Annotated in this window: 21 protein-coding genes; 3 read left to right on the forward strand and 18 right to left on the reverse strand. The window is 40.3% G+C overall.

All coding sequences use genetic code 11. The features are described from left to right. Nucleotides 1-483: 483 nt before the first annotated feature. On the forward strand, nucleotides 484-726 hold the full coding sequence (locus tag C9J46_RS20040; RefSeq protein ID WP_107291424.1) for a Rho-binding antiterminator: 243 nt from the start codon (nucleotides 484-486) through the stop codon (nucleotides 724-726). Between the two features lie 127 nt (nucleotides 727-853). Here C9J46_RS20040 and C9J46_RS20045 read toward each other — a convergent pair whose 3' ends face one another. From C9J46_RS20045 to C9J46_RS20055, 3 genes are all read right to left on the reverse strand, one after another. Further along, nucleotides 854-1,039, reverse strand: coding sequence for a hypothetical protein (locus tag C9J46_RS20045; protein WP_045150501.1), 186 nt, complete (start codon nucleotides 1,037-1,039; stop codon nucleotides 854-856). A 451-nt stretch (nucleotides 1,040-1,490) separates the two neighbouring features. Continuing rightward, on the reverse strand, nucleotides 1,491-2,576 hold the full coding sequence (locus C9J46_RS20050) for a linear amide C-N hydrolase (RefSeq protein WP_107208315.1): 1,086 nt from the start codon (nucleotides 2,574-2,576) through the stop codon (nucleotides 1,491-1,493). Nucleotides 2,577-2,721: 145 nt separating this feature from the next. After that, the gene (locus tag C9J46_RS20055; RefSeq protein WP_107208314.1) at nucleotides 2,722-4,089 is read right to left on the reverse strand and encodes an NCS2 family permease; all 1,368 of its coding nucleotides are present in this window, start codon (nucleotides 4,087-4,089) and stop codon (nucleotides 2,722-2,724) included. Nucleotides 4,090-4,570: 481 nt separating this feature from the next. On the opposite strand from C9J46_RS20055, the gene C9J46_RS20060 reads away from it, so the two are divergent. Next, nucleotides 4,571-5,866 (forward strand): serine dehydratase subunit alpha family protein, encoded by a 1,296-nt coding sequence (locus C9J46_RS20060; protein WP_107208313.1) that lies wholly within the window; start codon nucleotides 4,571-4,573, stop codon nucleotides 5,864-5,866. Between the two features lie 37 nt (nucleotides 5,867-5,903). Here the strand turns inward: C9J46_RS20060 and C9J46_RS21580 are convergent, their stop codons facing one another. Next, complete coding sequence (locus C9J46_RS21580) at nucleotides 5,904-6,041, reverse strand: hypothetical protein (protein ID WP_158259523.1); 138 nt, start codon at nucleotides 6,039-6,041, stop codon at nucleotides 5,904-5,906. Between the two features lie 181 nt (nucleotides 6,042-6,222). Between C9J46_RS21580 and C9J46_RS20065 the strand changes: the two genes are divergently transcribed. Further along, on the forward strand, nucleotides 6,223-7,482 hold the full coding sequence (locus C9J46_RS20065) for an amino acid permease (protein ID WP_107291433.1): 1,260 nt from the start codon (nucleotides 6,223-6,225) through the stop codon (nucleotides 7,480-7,482). 93 nt (nucleotides 7,483-7,575) lie between these two features. Here C9J46_RS20065 and C9J46_RS20070 read toward each other — a convergent pair whose 3' ends face one another. The 14 genes from C9J46_RS20070 to C9J46_RS20135 all read right to left on the reverse strand — a co-directional run bounded on the left by C9J46_RS20070 (nucleotide 7,576) and on the right by C9J46_RS20135 (nucleotide 18,851). Continuing rightward, on the reverse strand, nucleotides 7,576-8,469 hold the full coding sequence (locus tag C9J46_RS20070; RefSeq protein WP_107291425.1) for a DMT family transporter: 894 nt from the start codon (nucleotides 8,467-8,469) through the stop codon (nucleotides 7,576-7,578). A gap of 276 nt (nucleotides 8,470-8,745) precedes the next feature. Beyond that, on the reverse strand, nucleotides 8,746-9,075 hold the full coding sequence (locus C9J46_RS20075; RefSeq protein ID WP_107208311.1) for an SMR family transporter: 330 nt from the start codon (nucleotides 9,073-9,075) through the stop codon (nucleotides 8,746-8,748). A gap of 17 nt (nucleotides 9,076-9,092) precedes the next feature. Then, entirely contained in the window at nucleotides 9,093-9,458 is a 366-nt protein-coding gene (locus C9J46_RS20080; RefSeq protein ID WP_107291426.1) for an SMR family transporter, read from the reverse strand. 189 nt (nucleotides 9,459-9,647) lie between these two features. Then, nucleotides 9,648-10,562: a LysR family transcriptional regulator gene (locus C9J46_RS20085; protein WP_107208309.1), complete on the reverse strand. Its 915-nt coding sequence runs from the start codon at nucleotides 10,560-10,562 to the stop codon at nucleotides 9,648-9,650. Between the two features lie 128 nt (nucleotides 10,563-10,690). After that, the gene (locus C9J46_RS20090) at nucleotides 10,691-11,152 is read right to left on the reverse strand and encodes a GNAT family N-acetyltransferase (protein ID WP_107291434.1); all 462 of its coding nucleotides are present in this window, start codon (nucleotides 11,150-11,152) and stop codon (nucleotides 10,691-10,693) included. Nucleotides 11,153-11,208: 56 nt separating this feature from the next. Continuing rightward, complete coding sequence (locus C9J46_RS20095) at nucleotides 11,209-13,137, reverse strand: transcription antiterminator (protein WP_107208308.1); 1,929 nt, start codon at nucleotides 13,135-13,137, stop codon at nucleotides 11,209-11,211. 172 nt (nucleotides 13,138-13,309) lie between these two features. Further along, nucleotides 13,310-14,050, reverse strand: coding sequence for a KDGP aldolase family protein (locus C9J46_RS20100; RefSeq protein WP_107208307.1), 741 nt, complete (start codon nucleotides 14,048-14,050; stop codon nucleotides 13,310-13,312). A 20-nt stretch (nucleotides 14,051-14,070) separates the two neighbouring features. Beyond that, nucleotides 14,071-15,174 carry a DgaE family pyridoxal phosphate-dependent ammonia lyase gene (locus C9J46_RS20105; RefSeq protein ID WP_107291427.1) on the reverse strand — a complete coding sequence of 368 codons (1,104 nt, stop codon included), beginning with the start codon at nucleotides 15,172-15,174 and terminating at the stop codon, nucleotides 14,071-14,073. Further along, nucleotides 15,158-16,291 (reverse strand): amidohydrolase/deacetylase family metallohydrolase, encoded by a 1,134-nt coding sequence (locus tag C9J46_RS20110; RefSeq protein WP_107208326.1) that lies wholly within the window; start codon nucleotides 16,289-16,291, stop codon nucleotides 15,158-15,160. Before C9J46_RS20110 ends, C9J46_RS20105 begins: the two co-directional genes overlap by 17 nt. Before the next feature lie 55 nt (nucleotides 16,292-16,346). After that, complete coding sequence (locus C9J46_RS20115) at nucleotides 16,347-16,997, reverse strand: DUF4310 family protein (RefSeq protein WP_107208305.1); 651 nt, start codon at nucleotides 16,995-16,997, stop codon at nucleotides 16,347-16,349. 20 nt (nucleotides 16,998-17,017) lie between these two features. Then, on the reverse strand, nucleotides 17,018-17,794 hold the full coding sequence (locus C9J46_RS20120; RefSeq protein ID WP_107291428.1) for a DUF4311 domain-containing protein: 777 nt from the start codon (nucleotides 17,792-17,794) through the stop codon (nucleotides 17,018-17,020). Nucleotides 17,795-17,840: 46 nt separating this feature from the next. After that, nucleotides 17,841-18,137, reverse strand: a complete 297-nt coding sequence (locus C9J46_RS20125) for a DUF4312 family protein (RefSeq protein ID WP_107208304.1) — start codon at nucleotides 18,135-18,137, stop codon at nucleotides 17,841-17,843. Between the two features lies 1 nt (nucleotide 18,138). Continuing rightward, on the reverse strand, nucleotides 18,139-18,501 hold the full coding sequence (locus C9J46_RS20130; protein ID WP_060989724.1) for a glycine-rich SFCGS family protein: 363 nt from the start codon (nucleotides 18,499-18,501) through the stop codon (nucleotides 18,139-18,141). Between the two features lie 2 nt (nucleotides 18,502-18,503). Next, on the reverse strand, nucleotides 18,504-18,851 hold the full coding sequence (locus tag C9J46_RS20135; RefSeq protein ID WP_107208303.1) for a transcriptional regulator: 348 nt from the start codon (nucleotides 18,849-18,851) through the stop codon (nucleotides 18,504-18,506). Nucleotides 18,852-19,116 lie beyond the last annotated feature (265 nt).

The following is a 19,116-nucleotide window of genomic DNA, read 5'->3' on the forward strand; positions in this document are numbered from 1 at the left end:
AAATAAATGAGCTTAGTTGCACGTCATCAAGATTAATATATTTAGAGTATAATGACATTAACTAACAAAATATTAATAAGTAATGTTTACTCAGAGGAATGTCTACTTTTTATTATTTATAATTATAGAAAGTAATTTATAAGCAGAAGATTTATCGTGATAATTAATATAAAAATCCGATGATTGTAATATCAAACACATTAAAAATATAATTTAGAATTTTATTTTTAATCACGTTTATACATAATCACACATTGTAAAGTGCGCTATAGCAACACTTCTTAACGCTAAAATAAACCCAGTAATACTCACTAAAAGATTAAGTTAATTTTACTTTAGTGATAACAATCAATATTTCTCATCGTCTATCACGTGCTCTTTCTAAGTCACCATATTGGGATTATTAAGGCATATATTTTGAGTTTTTTGAACGCTGGGAATAATCTAAAATAGTTGTGAACGGTAATTTAAGGAGCAATAATAATGATCAGTTGTCATCAACATGACTATATTGAGATAGCCTGCATGCTCCACCTTAATGTGAGTTTAACGTATAAAAATGGAGAGAAAATTTCAGGGATCGCCCAAGATACTTGTTATAACGCACAGCGAGAAGAATGTATCGAATTGAAAATGAATAATACCGTTTCAACAATAGTTCTCGATCATCTCGCCTCTATGCAGGCACTCACCGCGAATCCACATTTTGAGACGGTTAATTTTTAAATTTACATTGTAAATAGTGGTTAATTTTCACTCATCTATGCAAGTAAAAAACAAAAAAGGTGACTTGAATAATAAGTCACCTTTTTATTAACCAAAAAACTTAAATATACTATTTAACATATTTAAGTTATTTATAAGTAAACGCCATTTCACCATTAGCATCTGTGTATAACGACGCTTTAGATTGTTTGATCAACTGTGCTGCATATGAAGGTGTAACAGCGCGTAGCTCACCTTTCACTGATACAAATTGACCTTCCCAAGCAACATCACGGTATTTACCTGCTTCTAAAATTTCTACTACTACTTTCATAATGACTGCACCTTAAATGAATATTTTAAACAACCCTACCGAAACACTTTGCGGTTCCTCAGTTGGTCTTTTTAATTTACCTCGTTTTGATTAATTGTCATTACAATAAAAATGCAACGTTAGTTGTGCATAAATGGTAGATTCAAATTTTTTTAATCTTTTTCTGGTTTTATCTTAGGAGTTATAAATACGCAACCCAACACCTTCTTTAAAGAAGAATAATAAGTTTATTAAAAACAATAATATAAATTATAAAAAGATACTAAATAATGACACAATCGCGCATAAATAGTATGGGGTACGCAATAATAGTAGTGAATAATTAGCGATCAAGTATGAATAAAATGCAAGATTGCAAAAATGATCGTTTATAGCTTCATTTTTGACACAAAAAAGACAATAAAAAGGGCAACATGCTGTTGCCCTCATAATAGCGACTAGGTGTTTGTGGTTATTTAATCACTACATCTTGAGTAGTAAACTTACCATTATCAAGTGGTTGCTTGTGTTCTGTCTTCGCATTGAAATCTAATTTAGATAACTCTACACGACGAATAGTACTGTCATGCATCGTTTTATAGAACAGTTCACCATTGCCTTGATCAATAACAGATGTCCACTGAGTCGCACTTGGTAAATCAGGGATATGTGACTTATCGTTAAACTCACTGCCAATTGGAATATCGAAGTTATTTAAAATATGGAAAGCTTGTGATACTGCTTCTTGCGATGTCTTCAATACAGGTGCGCTATTTACATAGAATGCAGCGCGAACAAAACGTGACGGTGGAGAAATATCACCAGGTAAGCCCACAAAGTTAGAGCCGACACCAAACGATTGGGCTTCTACCCCATTGATCTTTTGTGGCGCACTGATACCCGGGTGAAGGTTAATATAGTTATTTAAATTCGTTACCTGCCACTTGTAATCTGGCGAGTTAGTTAGCACTTTAGCCGTGTTCTTATAAATATTTATCTTACCGTGATCCATTATCTCAATCACGATGCTGTTACCTTGCTTATCCGACACACGCCAGTGCGCCGTTGGTGATGGGTTACCTTCAGCATCAAAGTAAACAGTGACAATCTTGATCTTACTTAACGCAGCTTCAACTTCTGCAACCGTTGAATATTGACTTAACATCCAACGTACGAAATCCATATCCGTGATGTTATTTGCGGTATTGTTAGGATCATATTTCGCAAGTGAGCCATAACCACGGAAATAGAATAAACCCGCCGTTAAGCCTTTTTCGTTAATACCTTCAGCAATAAAACGATCATCACTAACAGAGATCCCAGCAAAGCCATATTTACTTTTCCAAGTTAACCCTTGCTTTTGATCTGGCATTATCGAGGTATAGCTATAATTACGAGGAGAAACAATTAACTTACTATTTAAATCGCTATGACCCCACTCGATGGTACGAGCTTGAATATGATCATTGCCTGTTGTGCCAAGTGTAATTCCAGTACAAGCACTCGCAGCGGAGCTAAAACATGACGCCAACAGCAATGTTAATATCGTTTTTTTCATAAATATGCCTGTGAATGTGAACGCATATAATTAATCCTTGATAATAGTCCATTATGGAAAATAAAAACAACGTGTTATATGTTGATATGTATAAAAAAGCCCACTTTTAGTGGGCTTAAAAAATACTTTACTATAGAACTAGTCGCTAGATAGCCCAGCCGCCAGCATAGAAAACAACTAAGGCAATCGCAATAACGACAGTACCTATATTGAGCTTTTTCACTTCACCAGAAACTAATCGACCGATAACTAATGCAGTAAAACCAAGCATAATACCAGTAACAATATTACTCGTTAGAACAATGAAAACAGCACACAGTAAGCCAGATAATGCATCAACAGAATCTTCCATATCTAACTTGCTAACATTACTTAGCATTAATAGGCCAACATACATCAGTGCAGGCGCTGTCGCATAGGAAGGGACTAAGTAGCTTAATGGTGCAAGAAACAACATGAAGATGAACAGTACACCTACCGTAGTTGCTGTTAAGCCTGTTTTACCACCAGCAGCTGTACCTGCCGCAGATTCAATGTATACCGCAGCAGGAGAACCACCAACCAGGCCTGCAAAAATGCTACTAACAGAATCAGACGTTAATGCCTTACCACCATTGATAATATGACCACGTTGGTTAAGTAAATTCGCCTGTCCTGCTACTGCACGAATCGTACCTGTTGCATCAAAAATTGCCGTCATCACAAGTGCTAATACTGTAGGCAAAATAACTGGGTTTAGGGCACCCATAATGTCCATTGTACCTAATAAGGATTCGCCATCATGACCAAATGTCGGCATTGCAAAGAAGCCGTGGTACGTCACTTTCGGATCAAAGATAAGACCAATGATAGAAATGGCAATAATCACTAATAAAATGCCACCAGGAACACGGCGCTTTTCTAATCCTAAAATAGCCGCCAAGCCTAAAATAGACATGAAGACTGGAAACGCGGTGAAATCACCAAAAGCAACGGGTAAGCCTTCAGCTGGATTTTTGATCACTAGCCCAACGCCATTCGCTGCAATCAAAAGTAAAAATAATCCAATACCAATCCCAGTACCATGAGCAATACCATTGGGCATATTTTTCATGATCCAAGTACGCACACCCGTTACCGTTATTAATGTAAAGACAACCCCCATTAAGAATACGGCACCTAAGGCAACAGGCACACTCACGTCTTGCCCTAGTACTAAGCTAAATGCAGTAAATGCGGTAAGTGAAATAGCACAACCAATGGCCATCGGTAAACGCGCCCATAACCCCATAAGTAATGAACCAAATGCAGCCACTAAACAGGTTGCGATAAAAACCGCCCCTTGATTAAAACCCGCAGCACCCAACATGCTAGGCACCACAATCACGGAATACACCATGGCTAGAAATGTGGTTAAACCCGCAATTATTTCCTGTTTGACATTACTGCCGCGAGCTGTAATTTCAAAATAGCTATCTAGTTTACTCTTAGGTTCTAAATGAGAAGGGCGTTGATGTGTGCTATCAGCAGACATGGTAAATTCCTATTTGATCAAAAAAGCGATATTTTTCAGCAAATCTAATGTATTGCCAAATTAACGCAAACGTTTCCGTTTCTATTCAAAATAAAAGGCTGATGCTAGCACCAACCTTCATTCTATGACGACGTGATCATACCTATAAATAGCCTCAATTCGCTAGTGTTAAATCAATTTTCCAGTTGAAATACTCTGCATTTTATCTCCACTACCTAAATGGACTTATCATTTAGATAAAAACATAACCTCTAAAAATGTGATAAACACAACATAACATTCAACAATAAATAAAATAATAGAATATTTTTCTATTTTATCTTTAATTTACATTTAAATAGGAAATTTATTTCTTCGTTATCGAGCGTATATTTGCAGCGATTCAAATACCCATGAAGTTAAAGAGGATATTAAAAAAATAAAGCCTCCTCTCTTCGTTGTCGGTTTATTTTCCTCCGGTTGGAACATTAAGGTAGTAGTTATGAAAACCCATCTTTGGCCTGCATTTATTAACGTGATCAAACGTGATGTTGTTCCTGCTTTAGGCTGCACAGAGCCTGTGTCTGTGGCGCTTGCTGCTGCTATTGCGATGGAACAACTTCCACTTCATGAACGCAATATCACCCATATTGATGTGCGTGTTTCTCCTAATTTGATGAAAAATGGCATCGGCGTCATGGTACCCGGTACGGGAATGGCAGGTTTAGCTATTGCATCAGCTGTAGGTGCACTGGCTGGCAATAGCCAAGCGAAATTAGAAGTATTAAAGGACATTACGCCAGATAACGTTAAACAAGCTAAAGCATTATTAGATGCCAATAAAGTCACGGTTAACGTCGCTGATGTCACTAATATTCTTTATGCCAAGGTAAGTATTTATAACCAAGCTCATTGTGCGACAGTGACTATCGCAGATAGCCATACTCAAGTGATCAGTATTGAACTTGATGGTGTTACAGTTTTCGAAGCGTCACCTAACGAGCAAAAGGTCGTTGAAATATCGAACTCACCTTTTAGTGATGCTGGCGTTCAAGATATTTTTGATTTCGCGACCAATGCGCCTATTACTGATATTCAATTTATCGAACAAGCTTATGAGCTCAATAACGCATTATCTTGTGAAGGGCTAAAGGGCCAATATGGATTAGAAATTGGCGCGACATTTCAACGTAACATTGATCGCGGTTTATTATCAGGCGGTCTACTCACCGATGTATTACTCCGCACGGCTGCCGCTTCTGATGCGCGTATGGGAGGAGCTATGAAACCGGCGATGAGTAATTCAGGCTCTGGTAACCAAGGTATTGCCGCCACCATGCCTGTTGTGGTCGTTGCCGATTTTGTAAATGCTGATAATGAGCATTTGATCCGCGCCTTAATCCTTTCTCATTTAATGGCAATTTATATTAAAAGCTATCAAAACAAGCTGTCTGCATTATGCGGCGCAACAACTGCGTCAATGGGGGCGGTATCTGGTATTACATGGTTATTGGGCGGAAATGTGGAACAAATCAGTGCAGCGATTTGCAGTATGATCGGAGATATCACCGGTATTATTTGTGACGGCGCAAAAGCCAGCTGTGCGATGAAAGTCTCTTCTGCTGCCGGATCTGCTGTTAAGTCTGCCTTAATGGCATTAGATGGTATTCGAGTAACGGGCAATGAAGGCATTGTCGCTGATGATGTCGATACGACTATTCGTAATTTATCTGCATTAGCAAATGGCGCTATGACCCATACTGATGTTCAGATCCTTGATATTATGATTAACAAATAATGTTCTAACACATGTGATTAATAAATAATCGACAAGACTAAACCAGAGCTATTTTGCTCTGGTTTCCTATTTTTAATCGCTTAAATGCCTTTTCTTTTTTCCTCTTTAAAAGAGCATTCTGTCCTCTTCTGCCATCGCTAAAAGTAAAACAATCATTAAAAGCACCTAATTGCATCTTTTATACTCCTATAGTTTATATATTATAACTTTTAGTTATTTAGTAACTATACGACTAGATCCATAATCCAGCTATTCGCTGTCAGCATAACAATGATAATAAGCTGGAATATATAATGAAACCTACTACAGAAACCGCCCTTTCAAACACCAGTGTCCCCCTATACCAACAGGCAAACATGACACCTCAACAATGGAAGGCTGCAACAAAATTCGACAGTGTTGATGTCGGTTGGATTGTCATGAGCATCGGTATGGCCATTGGCGCTGGGATTGTTTTTCTCCCAGTACAAGTTGGCGTTATGGGATTATGGGTCTTTTTACTGTCTTCTGTCATTGGCTACCCTGCCATGTATTTGTTTCAGAAACTCTTTATCAATACTCTTGCTGAATCAAAGAAATGTACCGATTATCCAGGCGTGATCAGCGGCTACTTAGGTAAAAACTGGGGCATCGCATTAGGCATTTTATATTTCATCATGCTGGTGATTTGGGTATTGGTTTACTCTCTCGCCATCACTAATGACAGTGCCTCGTATCTATATACTTTTGGCGTTACTGAATCTCATTTAAACCATAATATTTTCTATGGCTTAGCATTAATCTGCTTACTGAGCTATATCGGCTCAAAAAGTGAAAAGTTCCTGTTTAAGATCTCAGGGGTTATGGCAGTAACGGTGATCACCTTAGTCGCGGTGATGGGCGTACTGCTGATCCCACAATGGAATTTTAGCAATATTACCGCTGTAGGCGACTGGGACAAGATGCTTAAAGATGCAATCATCACCCTACCTTTTACCTTAACCTCGATTTTATTTATTCAATCGTTGAGCCCAATGGTGATTTCGTACCGCTCACATGAAAAATCGATTGAAGTGGCACGTTATAAAGCATCACGCGCGATGAAAATAGCCTTTAGTATTTTGTTTGTGGTGGTCTTTTTCTTTGCCATCTCGTTCACCTTTGCGATCAGCCAGTCTGAAGCACAACATGCGATGCAAGAAAATATCTCTGCCCTTGCGATGATTGCACATTACTTCCCCGGCAGTTGGGCAACAATCGTCGGTATCGTGATCAACATCTTTGCGGTCGTGACGTCGTTCTTTGGGGTGTTCTTGGCGTTTAAAGAGGCGTGTAAAGGGCTGGCAATGAACATGCTTGAACGTAAGTATGCTCACCACGACATCAATACTGAGTTAGTAAATAAACTAACGACGGTATTTATTATTCTGATCGCATGGACGGCAGTAGCACTAAACCTACCGATCTTATCGTTCACTTCAATTTGTTCACCAATCTTCGGCATTGTTGGCTGCTTGATCCCAGCCTACTTGGTATACAAGGTACCATCATTGAACAAATATAAAGGCACAGCAACCTACTTGATCATCCTCACCGGTATTTTGCTCTGCATCTCGCCGCTATTAGCTTTCCTTTAATAGCTAGCAGCTAAATATCTGACACAAAAAAAACGCCGTTGTACGCAGCTTAAATAAGCTTCAATACAACGGCGTTTTATATCAATGTCGTGCTTAAGCAGGTGTCATTGCCACTTTTGCTTTCTTCGCTCTAATGCGTTTCTGAGCCAGCGCAACACCCGTTAATACCATGATGCCACCAATATAATGGTAAGACTCTAGTTGCTCGTTGAGCATCACGCTCGCAATACCTGCCGCCATAATTGGCAATAGGTTCATGAACATCGCGGTACGATCGGCACCTAAACGTTCAATTGATAACATCCATAACCAAGGTGCAATCACTGACGCAAGCAATGCAGCATAAGCAATCAAAGGGACTGCAGATGCTGTAATTGCCATACGATCGCTACTTAGTAGCAATGGCGTTAACATAATGACCGCAAATAAACACTGAACGTACACAGATTTCCACGTCGAGAACGGCATTTTCCAACGCTTTAATAGCACACAGTAAAGTGCATAAACGACCGCTGCGATCAGCATTAGGAAGTCACCTTGCTTGATACCTTGCGACAGTAAGTTTTCTACATGACCGTGGCTTAGCATCAATACTAAACCACTTAGTGATAACACTGCGCCAACCAATGCGAACGGTGATAAGCGTTGACCTAAAATAGGCACACTTAAGAACATGCTGATCAACGGCACTAATGAAATGATCAGGGCAATATTCGTTGCCGTGGTGGTCGCTGCTGCGAAGTAGCCTAACGATTGGTTTAGCACCATACCTAACAAACCAAGGAATGCTAATTTCGCTAGATAAGGTTTAATCACCGCACGATCACGCCAAACAGATTTAGCAACAAAAGGAGTTAACATGACTAATGCGAAGAACCAACGATAAAACGATATCGCACCGGGATCGATGACACTGAATGCCATCTTGTTGACAATGGCGTTCCCTGCCCATATTGCAACGGTAATTAAGGGTAATAGATAGAACATTGTCTGCCTTTCTCAGATTTTTCTAGTCCAGATACCTATATCTGAATCATTAACGAGGCTATTCTGTCACGTCTTTTAAGATACATATATCTCTAATCGGACATAATAAATCTTTTGTCAGACATATTAATCAACAAAAAAGCAAGACTATTTCAGCCTTTAGAGCAGAACATGTTGAATCCTCGCTATTAATTTTTTCTCCCAATATTCACCGCAGAAAAAAGGCAACAAAAAGCCCAATGGATTCAACATCACATTGGGCTTTAAAATACGTAATTACGCTGTTTTCATAACAATCACAGCGGAGATCATCACAGCAATCCCCACCCAACCGATAGGCTTAAGTTTTTGCTTAAACAGCAGCGAGCCACCAATCGCGGTACCTAAAATACCGATAGCTCCCCATGACGCATACGCCACCGCTAAATCGATCTCTTTGACCGCTTGCGCTAGCAGGGTAAATGCCAACATGACTAAGACGATCGCAGTAATCCCCCAACGTTTATGACTAAAGCCATTTGATCGGGTTAATGCCATGTTCGCTAAAATATCGACAAACGCAGCAAGGACAACAAAACCAAATGATAGTGTAAAAAATTGACTCATTTCATTGCCTCCTGTTGTTATGCCGACACGCTTGTGGGCGAATGATTGGGTTTATCGCTGTGACTTTCACCAAGTGTCACTAATACGATCCCGACAGTTGCCATCGCTAAACCAATCAGCTCTTGCGTATTTAATTGCGCATCAAGCACAAACACCGAAACCATTGTAATAAGCGCAATACCTAGCCCTTCCCAAACCGCATAGGCAACACCAATAGCGATCTTTTTTGCTGCCAACGACAAGAAAAAATATGAAATACAAATTAAGCTATACATCACCCAGTACCCCCAATTTCCACCTTCACTGGAAATAAGGCTCATGGTACTGGTACCAGCCACTTCTGCGGCAATGGCTAATAATAAAAATATTCGTGCTAACCACATGATTGACTCCACTGTGCTAATTTTTTAGGTAGATAGCATCAAATTTCACGCATTCTCGTAGTGAAAATACATAAAGTTAATGCATCTACTCGCAAGACTACCGCAGCGCACAAAAGCGCAATAGGTAATTGAGATATTCAAATTTGAATATCTCTAAAAGGGTAAATAGCGCAGAAATGATCAGAGAATTTAACCGAATGCGGCCTGTATCACCTGATGTAAATGTTGGTAGAGCGGATAATTACGATGGGTTTGAAGATAACCACCTGAGACCACAAAATGGCTGAAATTACGGTTCACCACAGGCATCGGATAGGCATGTAATTCCGGCATTAAATCGGCAGTACTTTCGCTAGCAAACATGATTGCGTTGGTTTCCAACAGCATTTGGCAAGCGACCCGTAAATTAAAGGTTTTGAGTAACACTTTTGGCTCATAACCCATGCGTTGATATTCAGATTCAACGGTACACAAAGGTTTATAAGCGGCAGGCGCTGGCAGCGAGACCAATGACAATGGTGCTATCGATGCCCAATCATTACTATCGAGCCGTAAACTTGGGTGATCTTTTTTCGCCAAGATCACTCGCTTTTCCTTAAATAACGGCTGCATGTAGATATCTTTCGCAATGTCCGTTTCTTGATCCAAAATGCAGTAATCGACTTTCCCTTCCAGCATGTCATCTTGGCTGATGCTATCCCAATTAGAAAACACCAATGACGCCTTTGGAAATGCCTTGTGGCAGCAAGATAGTAGGTGTTGACCATGCTCATCCATCAAATAGGGATCAACCACAAGAGAAATCGAGCCTTGGTAGGTTTCTGGTTTAAATTCAGAGAACTCCAGTAACACTTTTTCTATAGGCGCTAAGATATTATCAAATTCATCAGCGAGACGAATCGCAAGGGGTGATGGTTCTACTCCGTGGGCTTTGCGCACAAACAGCGGATCATTAAAGAACTGTTTAAGCCTCACTACGCCACGACTGGCACTTGGCTGTGAGATCCCTAACTGCATGGCTGCTAATTTAATACTGCGATGTTCCACCACCGCTTTTAATAACCGTATTAAATTCAGATCTAACTCTTCTAACTGATACGACATTTGCTTTCTCACCGATAAAACGTCTTTACTGATAATAAAGCCTAAAACAAAACAAGATAGCCAGTTTAACAGCTATCTTGTTTAAAGGTGAGGCCAAATACGGCGCAGAGATAAACTAAAAAACGGTATTAATCCGAGCAAACGTTTCGGGCGATCATAAACACTTCATCAGCAGAATAGAGCGATTTGATCGTCATTTCCACCTCGGCGCCTAATAGCTTCTGATAGATCTGTTGCGAATAGTTATCAGCACGAGTATTGACCAAAATATGTTTTAATTTACTGTCTTGTTCCGCTAATCGCTGTTTCACTTGTGGTAATGATTGAGTGATAAGTTGTGTCGCTATCCCTTGGTTATGATGGCTTGGCAACACTGCAAGTTGCTCTAACTCTAAAATCACTTCAGGACGAAAACCGCTTTTTTGCCCCCAAACGATATACCCCACCACTTCACTATTAAGCTCAGCGACAAAATTTAAAAAGCGCGGGGCGGCATTAAAGTTACATTCGATCCACTCATAGGAGCGTTGCTGACGTACAAACGCCTGTTGATGCACCTTTGCTGCTTGCTCTAAATCAGCGTGTTCCATTACACGAATAATCACATTAGTTCCTTCTATTATATCGACCACTTACAGCTGATAAATTACCAATCTTTCTTGCAGTTATTCCAACACTCATTGGCAACATGGGTAAAGTGCTCAAATGAATAACATGCCAACAAATGTTCGACCGCCTTACTCTTCATTAAAGTGACAAAGAGATCGTAAAGCCCCATGGCTTCTTCATAATCATCTTTGTTGATCGCTAATAGGAAAATGACATAGGCACGTTTTCCTTCTCCCCATTCAATCCCTTGTGGCGAAAGGACGGTATAGACTGCACTTTGCTTAGCACATAGACCGAGAGAATGCGGGATCGCAATACCGTCACCTAACATGGTCGAAGTAATATTTTCTCGCTCAATAACCGATGGGTGAAAATGGCTTGGCACAATCCCTTTTGCTTCTAGCTCTGTAGACAATTGCGCAAAAAGTTGATGTTGCGTCATAGGCGTTTCAATTCGAGTGAATAAACTTGGCTGAAAGAACTTACCTAACGCATTAATATGGTTACTATTCTCATGCACCAGTTTATTCAATTGCTCTAATTGAAAAGAGCTAGCAATCGGTGAAAACACCATGGTTGGCTTATTTTTTACCACCAGCTTTTCTGTTGAAACCACAAAGTCTTCAGTAACTTCATGTAATGCATCGTATTCACGTATCGAGTGCATTTTATGGATCACTAACTGTGGGATAGCTTTAAGCAATTGAGATTCCAACATTCGGATCACCGATGTACCAGAGTTACATACTAGCAGTACTATCGGCTGCTGTTCTTTTTTTTGCACATAATTACGCTCTATTCCAACACCAACATGCATCACTAAAAAACTAATTTCACCATCTGGGATTTGTCGTCCGTCCCAACTAGATACAGCACCCACAGTCATATCATAAGCAAGCGGATAATAACGTTTAATATGATCAGCTAATGGATTGGGTATCGTTATTTGATGCTCAACACGCAGTAACATTGGATGAACATGAGCCAGTAAGTCATGTTTTAGCTGCAGATCATTGAGCAAGTTGTAATTAAAGTGATCGTTAATAAAATGAAGTAAATGATCAATAAAAGCATCAGCATCATTGTCATTACGATCATCAACATGCCAATGCTTGATCCCAGTAACGCGACGGGCAGCAATTTGAATCGCGAGATGATTTAGTTCACAAGGTTCGATAATGGTTTGAGTTTCGCTCGCCATTAAGGCTGCGATTTCTTTGGCTGCTGATAGTGCATTATTTGGCACGTTAGCACATGTGGTTTGATCGCAACCCAAACCACGCTTTAAACGGCTGATCGCCACGCCACAGTAAACCATTAACTGATGCAGACCTTCATCGGTCAAATTAATACTATTCTGCTGCATTGCCGTTAACAGTGGCTGCTCTAATTGTGCAAAATCACACTCAGAGTAAAATAGCTCACATAAATTGATAAATGTAGGATCTGACGCCTTAAATTGGTACAAGATATGGGCAATACAAGCACGTATGGATGACTCTTTGCCAAACACTAACAGCCCATAATGGGGCTTGCTGTCTATCTCTAAATGGTATGACTGAAACAACTCACGTACTTCGGTCATATCAGCCTGTAAACAGGTACGGCTGACAAACCACTGATTAGCCAAATCATCCAATTTACAGCCATCTTGCTGGTTCAATAAACGCAACATCAAATATGTCACCCGATCTTTAACACTACGTGGTGACTGCTTCATTTGTTGGGTTTGCTGAGTGATATTGCTGTAACGTTGCTGATCATAAATATCAATGTAATACCCTTCACCTCGACGTAATAACAACTGAGCACCGTAGTGCGCTAAGGTATCATTTAATGCTGAAATGTCAGTACGAATCGTTCTGGTAGAAACATCAAAACGTTGTGCCAACTCTTGCTGCGGCAGTGTCTGCATCAGCAGTGCATCAAAAATTAAATTAAGACGAGGATAAGGGAATTGAATCATTGAATAATCCGTTAAATGATGTCCGTTTATATACGGAGGCTAACATTTGAAAACAATGCGTCATAAGACCTGGGTCATATTCACATTGGTTTCTAAATATTAACTGTTTCACAATATTTCATAGACTTATAAATATTAACGGACCGTTTCCGGTCCGTTAAATCAGATTACGTTATTTTAACAAATTCTTGGTCATATCAAGTAAAACACGCACATCTTGAGGGCGAGTATTACCCGTTTCTTTATCAATGATTGAGCTATAAATATGTGGAATGATTTTAGTTACACCGGCCTCTAGCGCAATTTGCATGATTTCTTCAAAGTTTTCTAAATCAATCCCGCCTGTCGGCTCTAACCAGAAATCTTGCTCAGCACACGCTTTAGCGACATAGGCGAATTCTTCACGGGTTTCTAACCCTCCCATTGGGAAGTATTTCACCGAGCTACCACCCATGTCTTTCAGCATCGCAATCGCTGATTCCACAGGAACGATCGCTTCTTTATTGCACGAGCTTAAAGGGCCGGTTGAGATCTTCACCATGCCCACAGTGCCTGTTGGTGAAATTAAGCCGTTAACAATACTTTGATCTTGACCGACTAATGCACGACTGGTTGCCACGCCAGTAAATACCTGATTAATGTGTTGTGGCTGAATATGCTGAGAGATCAGCGAAACCATCATCGATTGGTTTGGATCGCCAGCGCCAAGGCCAACAGAAACAGCGTTATTGATCTTATCGCTGTATTTTTTCATCTCTTCAACCGCTGTTTGTACATCAGGGTAGTTCTTAGATAGTACGCCAACTAAGACATGACCTTCTGCGGCATCATAGATTTCTGCTGCGTTATCAATAGAGCCAGCCAACACGTTTAAACATACGCGGTTTTTGTAGAATTTTGCTTTCAATGACATAGTGGTGTTCTCTTAAAAATTTAAAATAATGCTTTAATATTCTGATAAATAACGTCAAGTTGTGCGCTTGTGACACTGCGTACATCTATTTCAATGATCCCATCATTAGCTTTGTAGCCACGACAATAAATCGCAGGATCACCACCCTGAAGTCGTGCCACAATCTCAGGTGTTGTCATTGCTAATACCGTTTCATCAAAACAGATTTCTGCACGTGCAATGTCGCGTCCTGCGCTGTCCCAAACCACACGGCAATCAATGCCATTAAGGGTATTGAGTTGCGCCACAAAGTGTTCCATTTTGGCCACCATTTGCTGACCAGTTTCTTTTTCAGTTTGCAGGTACTCGGTAATGGCGTGGGTTAAACCTAAAATGCCTTCTTTACCAACTTTCATTGCACGACCAATACCTAATGACTGCTTACGCACCCATGCAATATATTGGCTACGTCCAACCACTAAACCACTGGTTGGCCCTTCAATGGCTTTTGCACCACTGTAAATAACCAGATCAGCACCCATGTTGTAGTAACACTGCAGATCTTCTTCAGCTGCAGCATCCACAATCAAAGGTAAGTCATGCTGTTTGGCAACGGCTGCCGCTTCTGCTACGGATAAAATGCTCTTTTGTACACAGTGATGGGATTTGATGTATAAAATCGCTGCTGTTTGCGGGGTGATCATGGCGGCTAACTGAGCAGGCGAACACTCATTGGCATAGCCCGCTTCTTTTAGTGTGCCACCACCTAATGTCACCATGGTGCCGACTGGTGCACCAAAGTTAACGTTGTGGCCTTTTGGCATCACAATTTCTGACGCCACGTTATGAGCGTGAGCGTGTAAATTTTCGAGTAAATACGGATCGTCTTTCACAATCACCGCAGCCACTGATTGAGCGATACCCGCCGAGGCACAAGAAACCACAATCGCATCTTCTACATTTAGCAACTTGGCAATATAAGCACCGGTTTTCACCACCAGATCTTTCATTTCAAAATACTGGCCAAGACCATCACGCACCGCATCCATCACGGTTTCTGTTGGTGTCGAAACACCTAAAATAGTCATACGACCTGACGCATTAATGACTTCTTTTAATTGGTATTTTTCATGAATTGAAGACATCGAATCCTACTCCGTAATTTGTCGTCATGATCTTGCCAGCAACCATGGCTGCGGCAGGTTTTAAGCTCGTCTTGCCACTGCGCTGATCATTATCAGAATCCACCAGCTCAACAGTTTCAGTGTTTAAATGGAAAAACGTTAAATCCGCATCTTTACCTACTTCTAACTGCCCTTTATTTTCTAACTTAAGTAACTTGGCAGCGTTTACTGTGACGCAATCAATCACTTGTTGTAGCGGTAAACCAATCGCTAAAAACTTATCCATAATGTGAGCGAGACTACGCACCGGGCCATGAATACGATTCTTGCAATAAATGTCAGAGCTAATCATGTCAGGATAAATACCTTGTTTAATCGCTTGCTCTGCCACTGCAAAACTAAAGCTTGCACCACCGTGTCCCACATCGAGTTTCACACCACGCTCAAGAGCACGTTGCATCGACGGTTTTAACTCACCTTCTGCAGTTAAAATGCGATTCGGTTTGCCGTTATAGCAATGGGTAATGATGTCCCCTTCACCTAATAAATCCGCTACGTCATCTAAATTAGGTGGGTTATTACCAATGTGTACCATCAAAGGTAATGGGCACTGATTACGTTGGATCTCTTTAGCTTTTATCAACGGTTTTAAACCATTGGCTTCCACCACACTGCCACTCATTCGGGCTTTGATCCCAACGATAAAATCGGGATACTGATTGACGGCTTGTTTCACTAACTCACCATCAATGTCTGCCATATCGGCTAATTCGTTTTGTCGCAGCAAACCAATTCGAGAAATATTTAAGATACTGTAAACATTGGTTTTTACTTGCTGACAACAGTGATAGAAATCACCCACATCATCGGCACCTACGCTACCAGCATCAATCACAGTGGTAACGCCAGTCTCAACCCCGACTAAGTCTGGTTCATCGTTATAAATCGGTGATTTGGAGTAGCAATGGGTATGACCATCAATCCACCCCGCGCTGATATAAAAATCACCCGCTAAATCCACCACCTTTTTTGCTGTTACATCCAGTTGACCCAGTGCTGCAATCTTGCCGTTCAGAACCGCAACATCCACCACTTCGCCACTCACTAACTTGCCTTGCTTAATTAATACGTCATACATTGCTTTGCCTTTATTGTGCTCTGCACCCAACATGCAGAGCACAACCTTTCAAGGATTAACTGATAGCAACAGGGAACAGTGAACCAAACACCATTGCACCGATAATCGCACCACCTGTAATAGGTTTATTCCATTGATAGAAAGCAAGCGCACCAATTAAAGAGCCAATACCGATTGGTAGTGATGCTGCAATTGCTGATAACACAATCAGAGGACCTAAGAAGCGACCCGAAGAGTTACCTGCGCCCATCATGACATCGGCACCGTAAGTCGAGTTACTTTGGTTGATGGTGTACTTACGCGCTAGGATGATCACATAACCAATAGCGACACCAAGGAAGAAACCCACAACCAATGAGGCAGCAAAGTTTTCGAGTGGATATACAATACCTGCGCCTAATAACAATGCTGGTACACCTAAACCAATACCAGTTTGAATAGCACCACCGATATCTAAGATACCCACCAAGGAACCTTCAATGATGCGAGCAAAAAGGAAACTTGCACCAAACGCCGCTACTGCACCGTAAACACCGGTATCCATACCCGCTCTTAACATGGCGACGAAAGCCACCTCGTTAAAAGCACCGATACCGTAGAGGTAATACATGTGTGTACCAGCAAAAACACCTGATGACAGCAAGCCAACAAAGAATGGGAAAGACCAGTCAGCGTACCAAAAATCATTCTTTAATTTATCGTCCATTTTCTTCAACTCCGGCTCGGTTATTTACCGCTGATACTTCCGTGGATGTAATGCAGCCAATCAGGAACAGTTAGGCTAAAGGATTCTAATACCGCAATATCAAAGCCACGGAAGAAGCCACTTAGAACAAACAGAGTGATAACGGCAAACAACATACTTTTCGTTACTTTATTCCAACCGCTATCTTCCACACCTTTACCAATCAAGATACCAAGTACTAAACCAGGCACGGCGTTACCCATGATCATTTGTGCCAAACCACCGAAAATAGTTGCCCAAAAACCAGAACGCTTACCTGCTTCAATCGCTGCTAACCAGAAGATCACCGGCATCGCCACGTTAACCAGCATGTTTGCTGCCGGAACCAGCACTTTTACCGCTGTAATTTGTAAGCTTTCAGGTACCGCTGATGCGGTTGAGTTAAGAAATGCCACCACAATCATACCGATGATGCCGCAGGCAATACCCATCTTCTTCGGATCATGTAAGGTTTGGGTGACATCACGATTTTTTACCATCAATGCCGCTGCGCCCCAGTTCGGTAAAATACGGTGGTCAACGTCTTGGGTAAATGCACCAGCAGCGACTGATGATGCCCAAGCATTGAAGAAAAAGCCTAAACCGAAAGAGAAGTGAGAAGCAGGATCCCCTTCACACGAGTTTAATTCCCCTAAAGTACGGAATGCCCCCATACCTTGAATAGTTGGAGCGTGATACATACGAGCAGCGCCGACACCCACGCCAACCCCCACTAATGCACCAATAATTAGTGACTTTATTAAAATAATGAAGAACATTTATATACCTTTATATGTAGACACAAATAATGTTCGTAGCTAATAATTAGATTTGTTTGAAATTTAATTCATCAGTTTCTATTAATGTAATATTTACAGTGACATTAATAGTGATGGAATAAATAGATTTTTCTCGTGGTAAGAAAAAGAACATAAACTTCTCAGTAGTTTGTTTATGTTCTGCACTTATTATTTCAACATCCACAGGTTCAATTCGTAAAATAACGTTATTAGTTTCTTTTAGAATTGTTTTTTGAACATTATTTAGTGCAGAACTAAAAGCTGATTGTTTTGTATTTCCTTTACCACTGACTTCAACCGTCGTAGTAATAGATTTTTTCATATTAACCGTGATGCTTTTTAATAAAGGCTTCAACTAACTTTTGACCAAGCTCTTCTTTATCCATAAAGCCAAAGCCTAAAACGTTACAACCTTCATTGATAGCTGTTACACCTTCTTCAACAGAACGCATACCGTAACGTGCTTTGTAACCATATTTGGTTTGGGCAGTAATTGCCCCAGCACCACCACTACCACAGAATGAAATACCAAAATCAGCTTGCTCTTGGTGCATCACATCACCTAGCTTCATATCTGCTGCCATACCAGGGATCACCGTTACAGCGCCGCCTGCAGCTTCAACACCCAAACCTACTTTTTGACCTTTACCTAAACGATCACCAATTACTACTTTAATAGTTGTCATAATTACACTCCTAACTCACACGTTAATTCGTTTTCTTTTGCCACTTCAAAGTGGACTGATAATAAATAGGTTTCTTCGTACGCTAAGGTAGGGAACCAAGAAACCACATCTGCTGATAATTGATGAGATAGTGGGGAAATATCTTCAAACATATCGACTTCAATTTCTGGTAATGACTCTTTTGTATAAGAGCGAATGACCATTGCTTTTAAATGTGTAAATAACATTTGTTGCTGAATAGCATCAGGAAAAATATTATTTTCTTTTAAAAGTGAAATTGCTTTTTTATAGGTTTCTTCGCATTCCAACTCATAAATGCTGTAATCAACCGAAAACTTATTTCCAGACACTTTATCTCTCCTTAGTAATATAAGTGTCACCACTTATTGAATATGGTCATAATATTGATACGTTGAGCTAATGTGTAGATGATTGATTTCCATTTCAAAGCGGAAAAGGAAATTAATAGCAGATCTATGTCATATTTTTCTTATTAACCACATATAAATCAGTAATTTATCAATTAATAAGAAATAAAAAACCACCAAAGAAAAGAAATACTTATCGTTAATTCTGTGATTTCCTCCACAAGCGAGCAGAAAACGGCAAATAAAA

Source organism: Photobacterium sp. GB-36 (assembly GCF_003026135.1).
Lineage (GTDB): Bacteria > Pseudomonadota > Gammaproteobacteria > Enterobacterales > Vibrionaceae > Photobacterium.

What these genes read in the sequence shown, in the direction of transcription:
- C9J46_RS20055 (WP_107208314.1), bottom strand. Translation starts at nt 4,089, where the DNA reads ATGTCTGCTGATAGCACACATCAACGCCCTTCTCATTTAGAACCTAAG.
- C9J46_RS20040 (WP_107291424.1), top strand. Translation starts at nt 484, where the DNA reads ATGATCAGTTGTCATCAACATGACTATATTGAGATAGCCTGCATGCTC.
- C9J46_RS20045 (WP_045150501.1), bottom strand. Translation starts at nt 1,039, where the DNA reads ATGAAAGTAGTAGTAGAAATTTTAGAAGCAGGTAAATACCGTGATGTT.
- C9J46_RS20110 (WP_107208326.1), bottom strand. Translation starts at nt 16,291, where the DNA reads ATGTATGACGTATTAATTAAGCAAGGCAAGTTAGTGAGTGGCGAAGTG.
- C9J46_RS20100 (WP_107208307.1), bottom strand. Translation starts at nt 14,050, where the DNA reads ATGTCATTGAAAGCAAAATTCTACAAAAACCGCGTATGTTTAAACGTG.
- C9J46_RS20085 (WP_107208309.1), bottom strand. Translation starts at nt 10,562, where the DNA reads ATGTCGTATCAGTTAGAAGAGTTAGATCTGAATTTAATACGGTTATTA.
- C9J46_RS20075 (WP_107208311.1), bottom strand. Translation starts at nt 9,075, where the DNA reads ATGAGTCAATTTTTTACACTATCATTTGGTTTTGTTGTCCTTGCTGCG.
- C9J46_RS20090 (WP_107291434.1), bottom strand. Translation starts at nt 11,152, where the DNA reads ATGGAACACGCTGATTTAGAGCAAGCAGCAAAGGTGCATCAACAGGCG.
- C9J46_RS20050 (WP_107208315.1), bottom strand. Translation starts at nt 2,576, where the DNA reads ATGAAAAAAACGATATTAACATTGCTGTTGGCGTCATGTTTTAGCTCC.
- C9J46_RS20105 (WP_107291427.1), bottom strand. Translation starts at nt 15,174, where the DNA reads ATGTCTTCAATTCATGAAAAATACCAATTAAAAGAAGTCATTAATGCG.
- C9J46_RS20115 (WP_107208305.1), bottom strand. Translation starts at nt 16,997, where the DNA reads ATGGACGATAAATTAAAGAATGATTTTTGGTACGCTGACTGGTCTTTC.
- C9J46_RS21580 (WP_158259523.1), bottom strand. Translation starts at nt 6,041, where the DNA reads ATGCAATTAGGTGCTTTTAATGATTGTTTTACTTTTAGCGATGGCAGA.
- C9J46_RS20095 (WP_107208308.1), bottom strand. Translation starts at nt 13,137, where the DNA reads ATGATTCAATTCCCTTATCCTCGTCTTAATTTAATTTTTGATGCACTG.
- C9J46_RS20065 (WP_107291433.1), top strand. Translation starts at nt 6,223, where the DNA reads ATGACACCTCAACAATGGAAGGCTGCAACAAAATTCGACAGTGTTGAT.
- C9J46_RS20130 (WP_060989724.1), bottom strand. Translation starts at nt 18,501, where the DNA reads ATGACAACTATTAAAGTAGTAATTGGTGATCGTTTAGGTAAAGGTCAA.
- C9J46_RS20060 (WP_107208313.1), top strand. Translation starts at nt 4,571, where the DNA reads ATGAAAACCCATCTTTGGCCTGCATTTATTAACGTGATCAAACGTGAT.
- C9J46_RS20125 (WP_107208304.1), bottom strand. Translation starts at nt 18,137, where the DNA reads ATGAAAAAATCTATTACTACGACGGTTGAAGTCAGTGGTAAAGGAAAT.
- C9J46_RS20120 (WP_107291428.1), bottom strand. Translation starts at nt 17,794, where the DNA reads ATGTTCTTCATTATTTTAATAAAGTCACTAATTATTGGTGCATTAGTG.
- C9J46_RS20070 (WP_107291425.1), bottom strand. Translation starts at nt 8,469, where the DNA reads ATGTTCTATCTATTACCCTTAATTACCGTTGCAATATGGGCAGGGAAC.
- C9J46_RS20080 (WP_107291426.1), bottom strand. Translation starts at nt 9,458, where the DNA reads ATGTGGTTAGCACGAATATTTTTATTATTAGCCATTGCCGCAGAAGTG.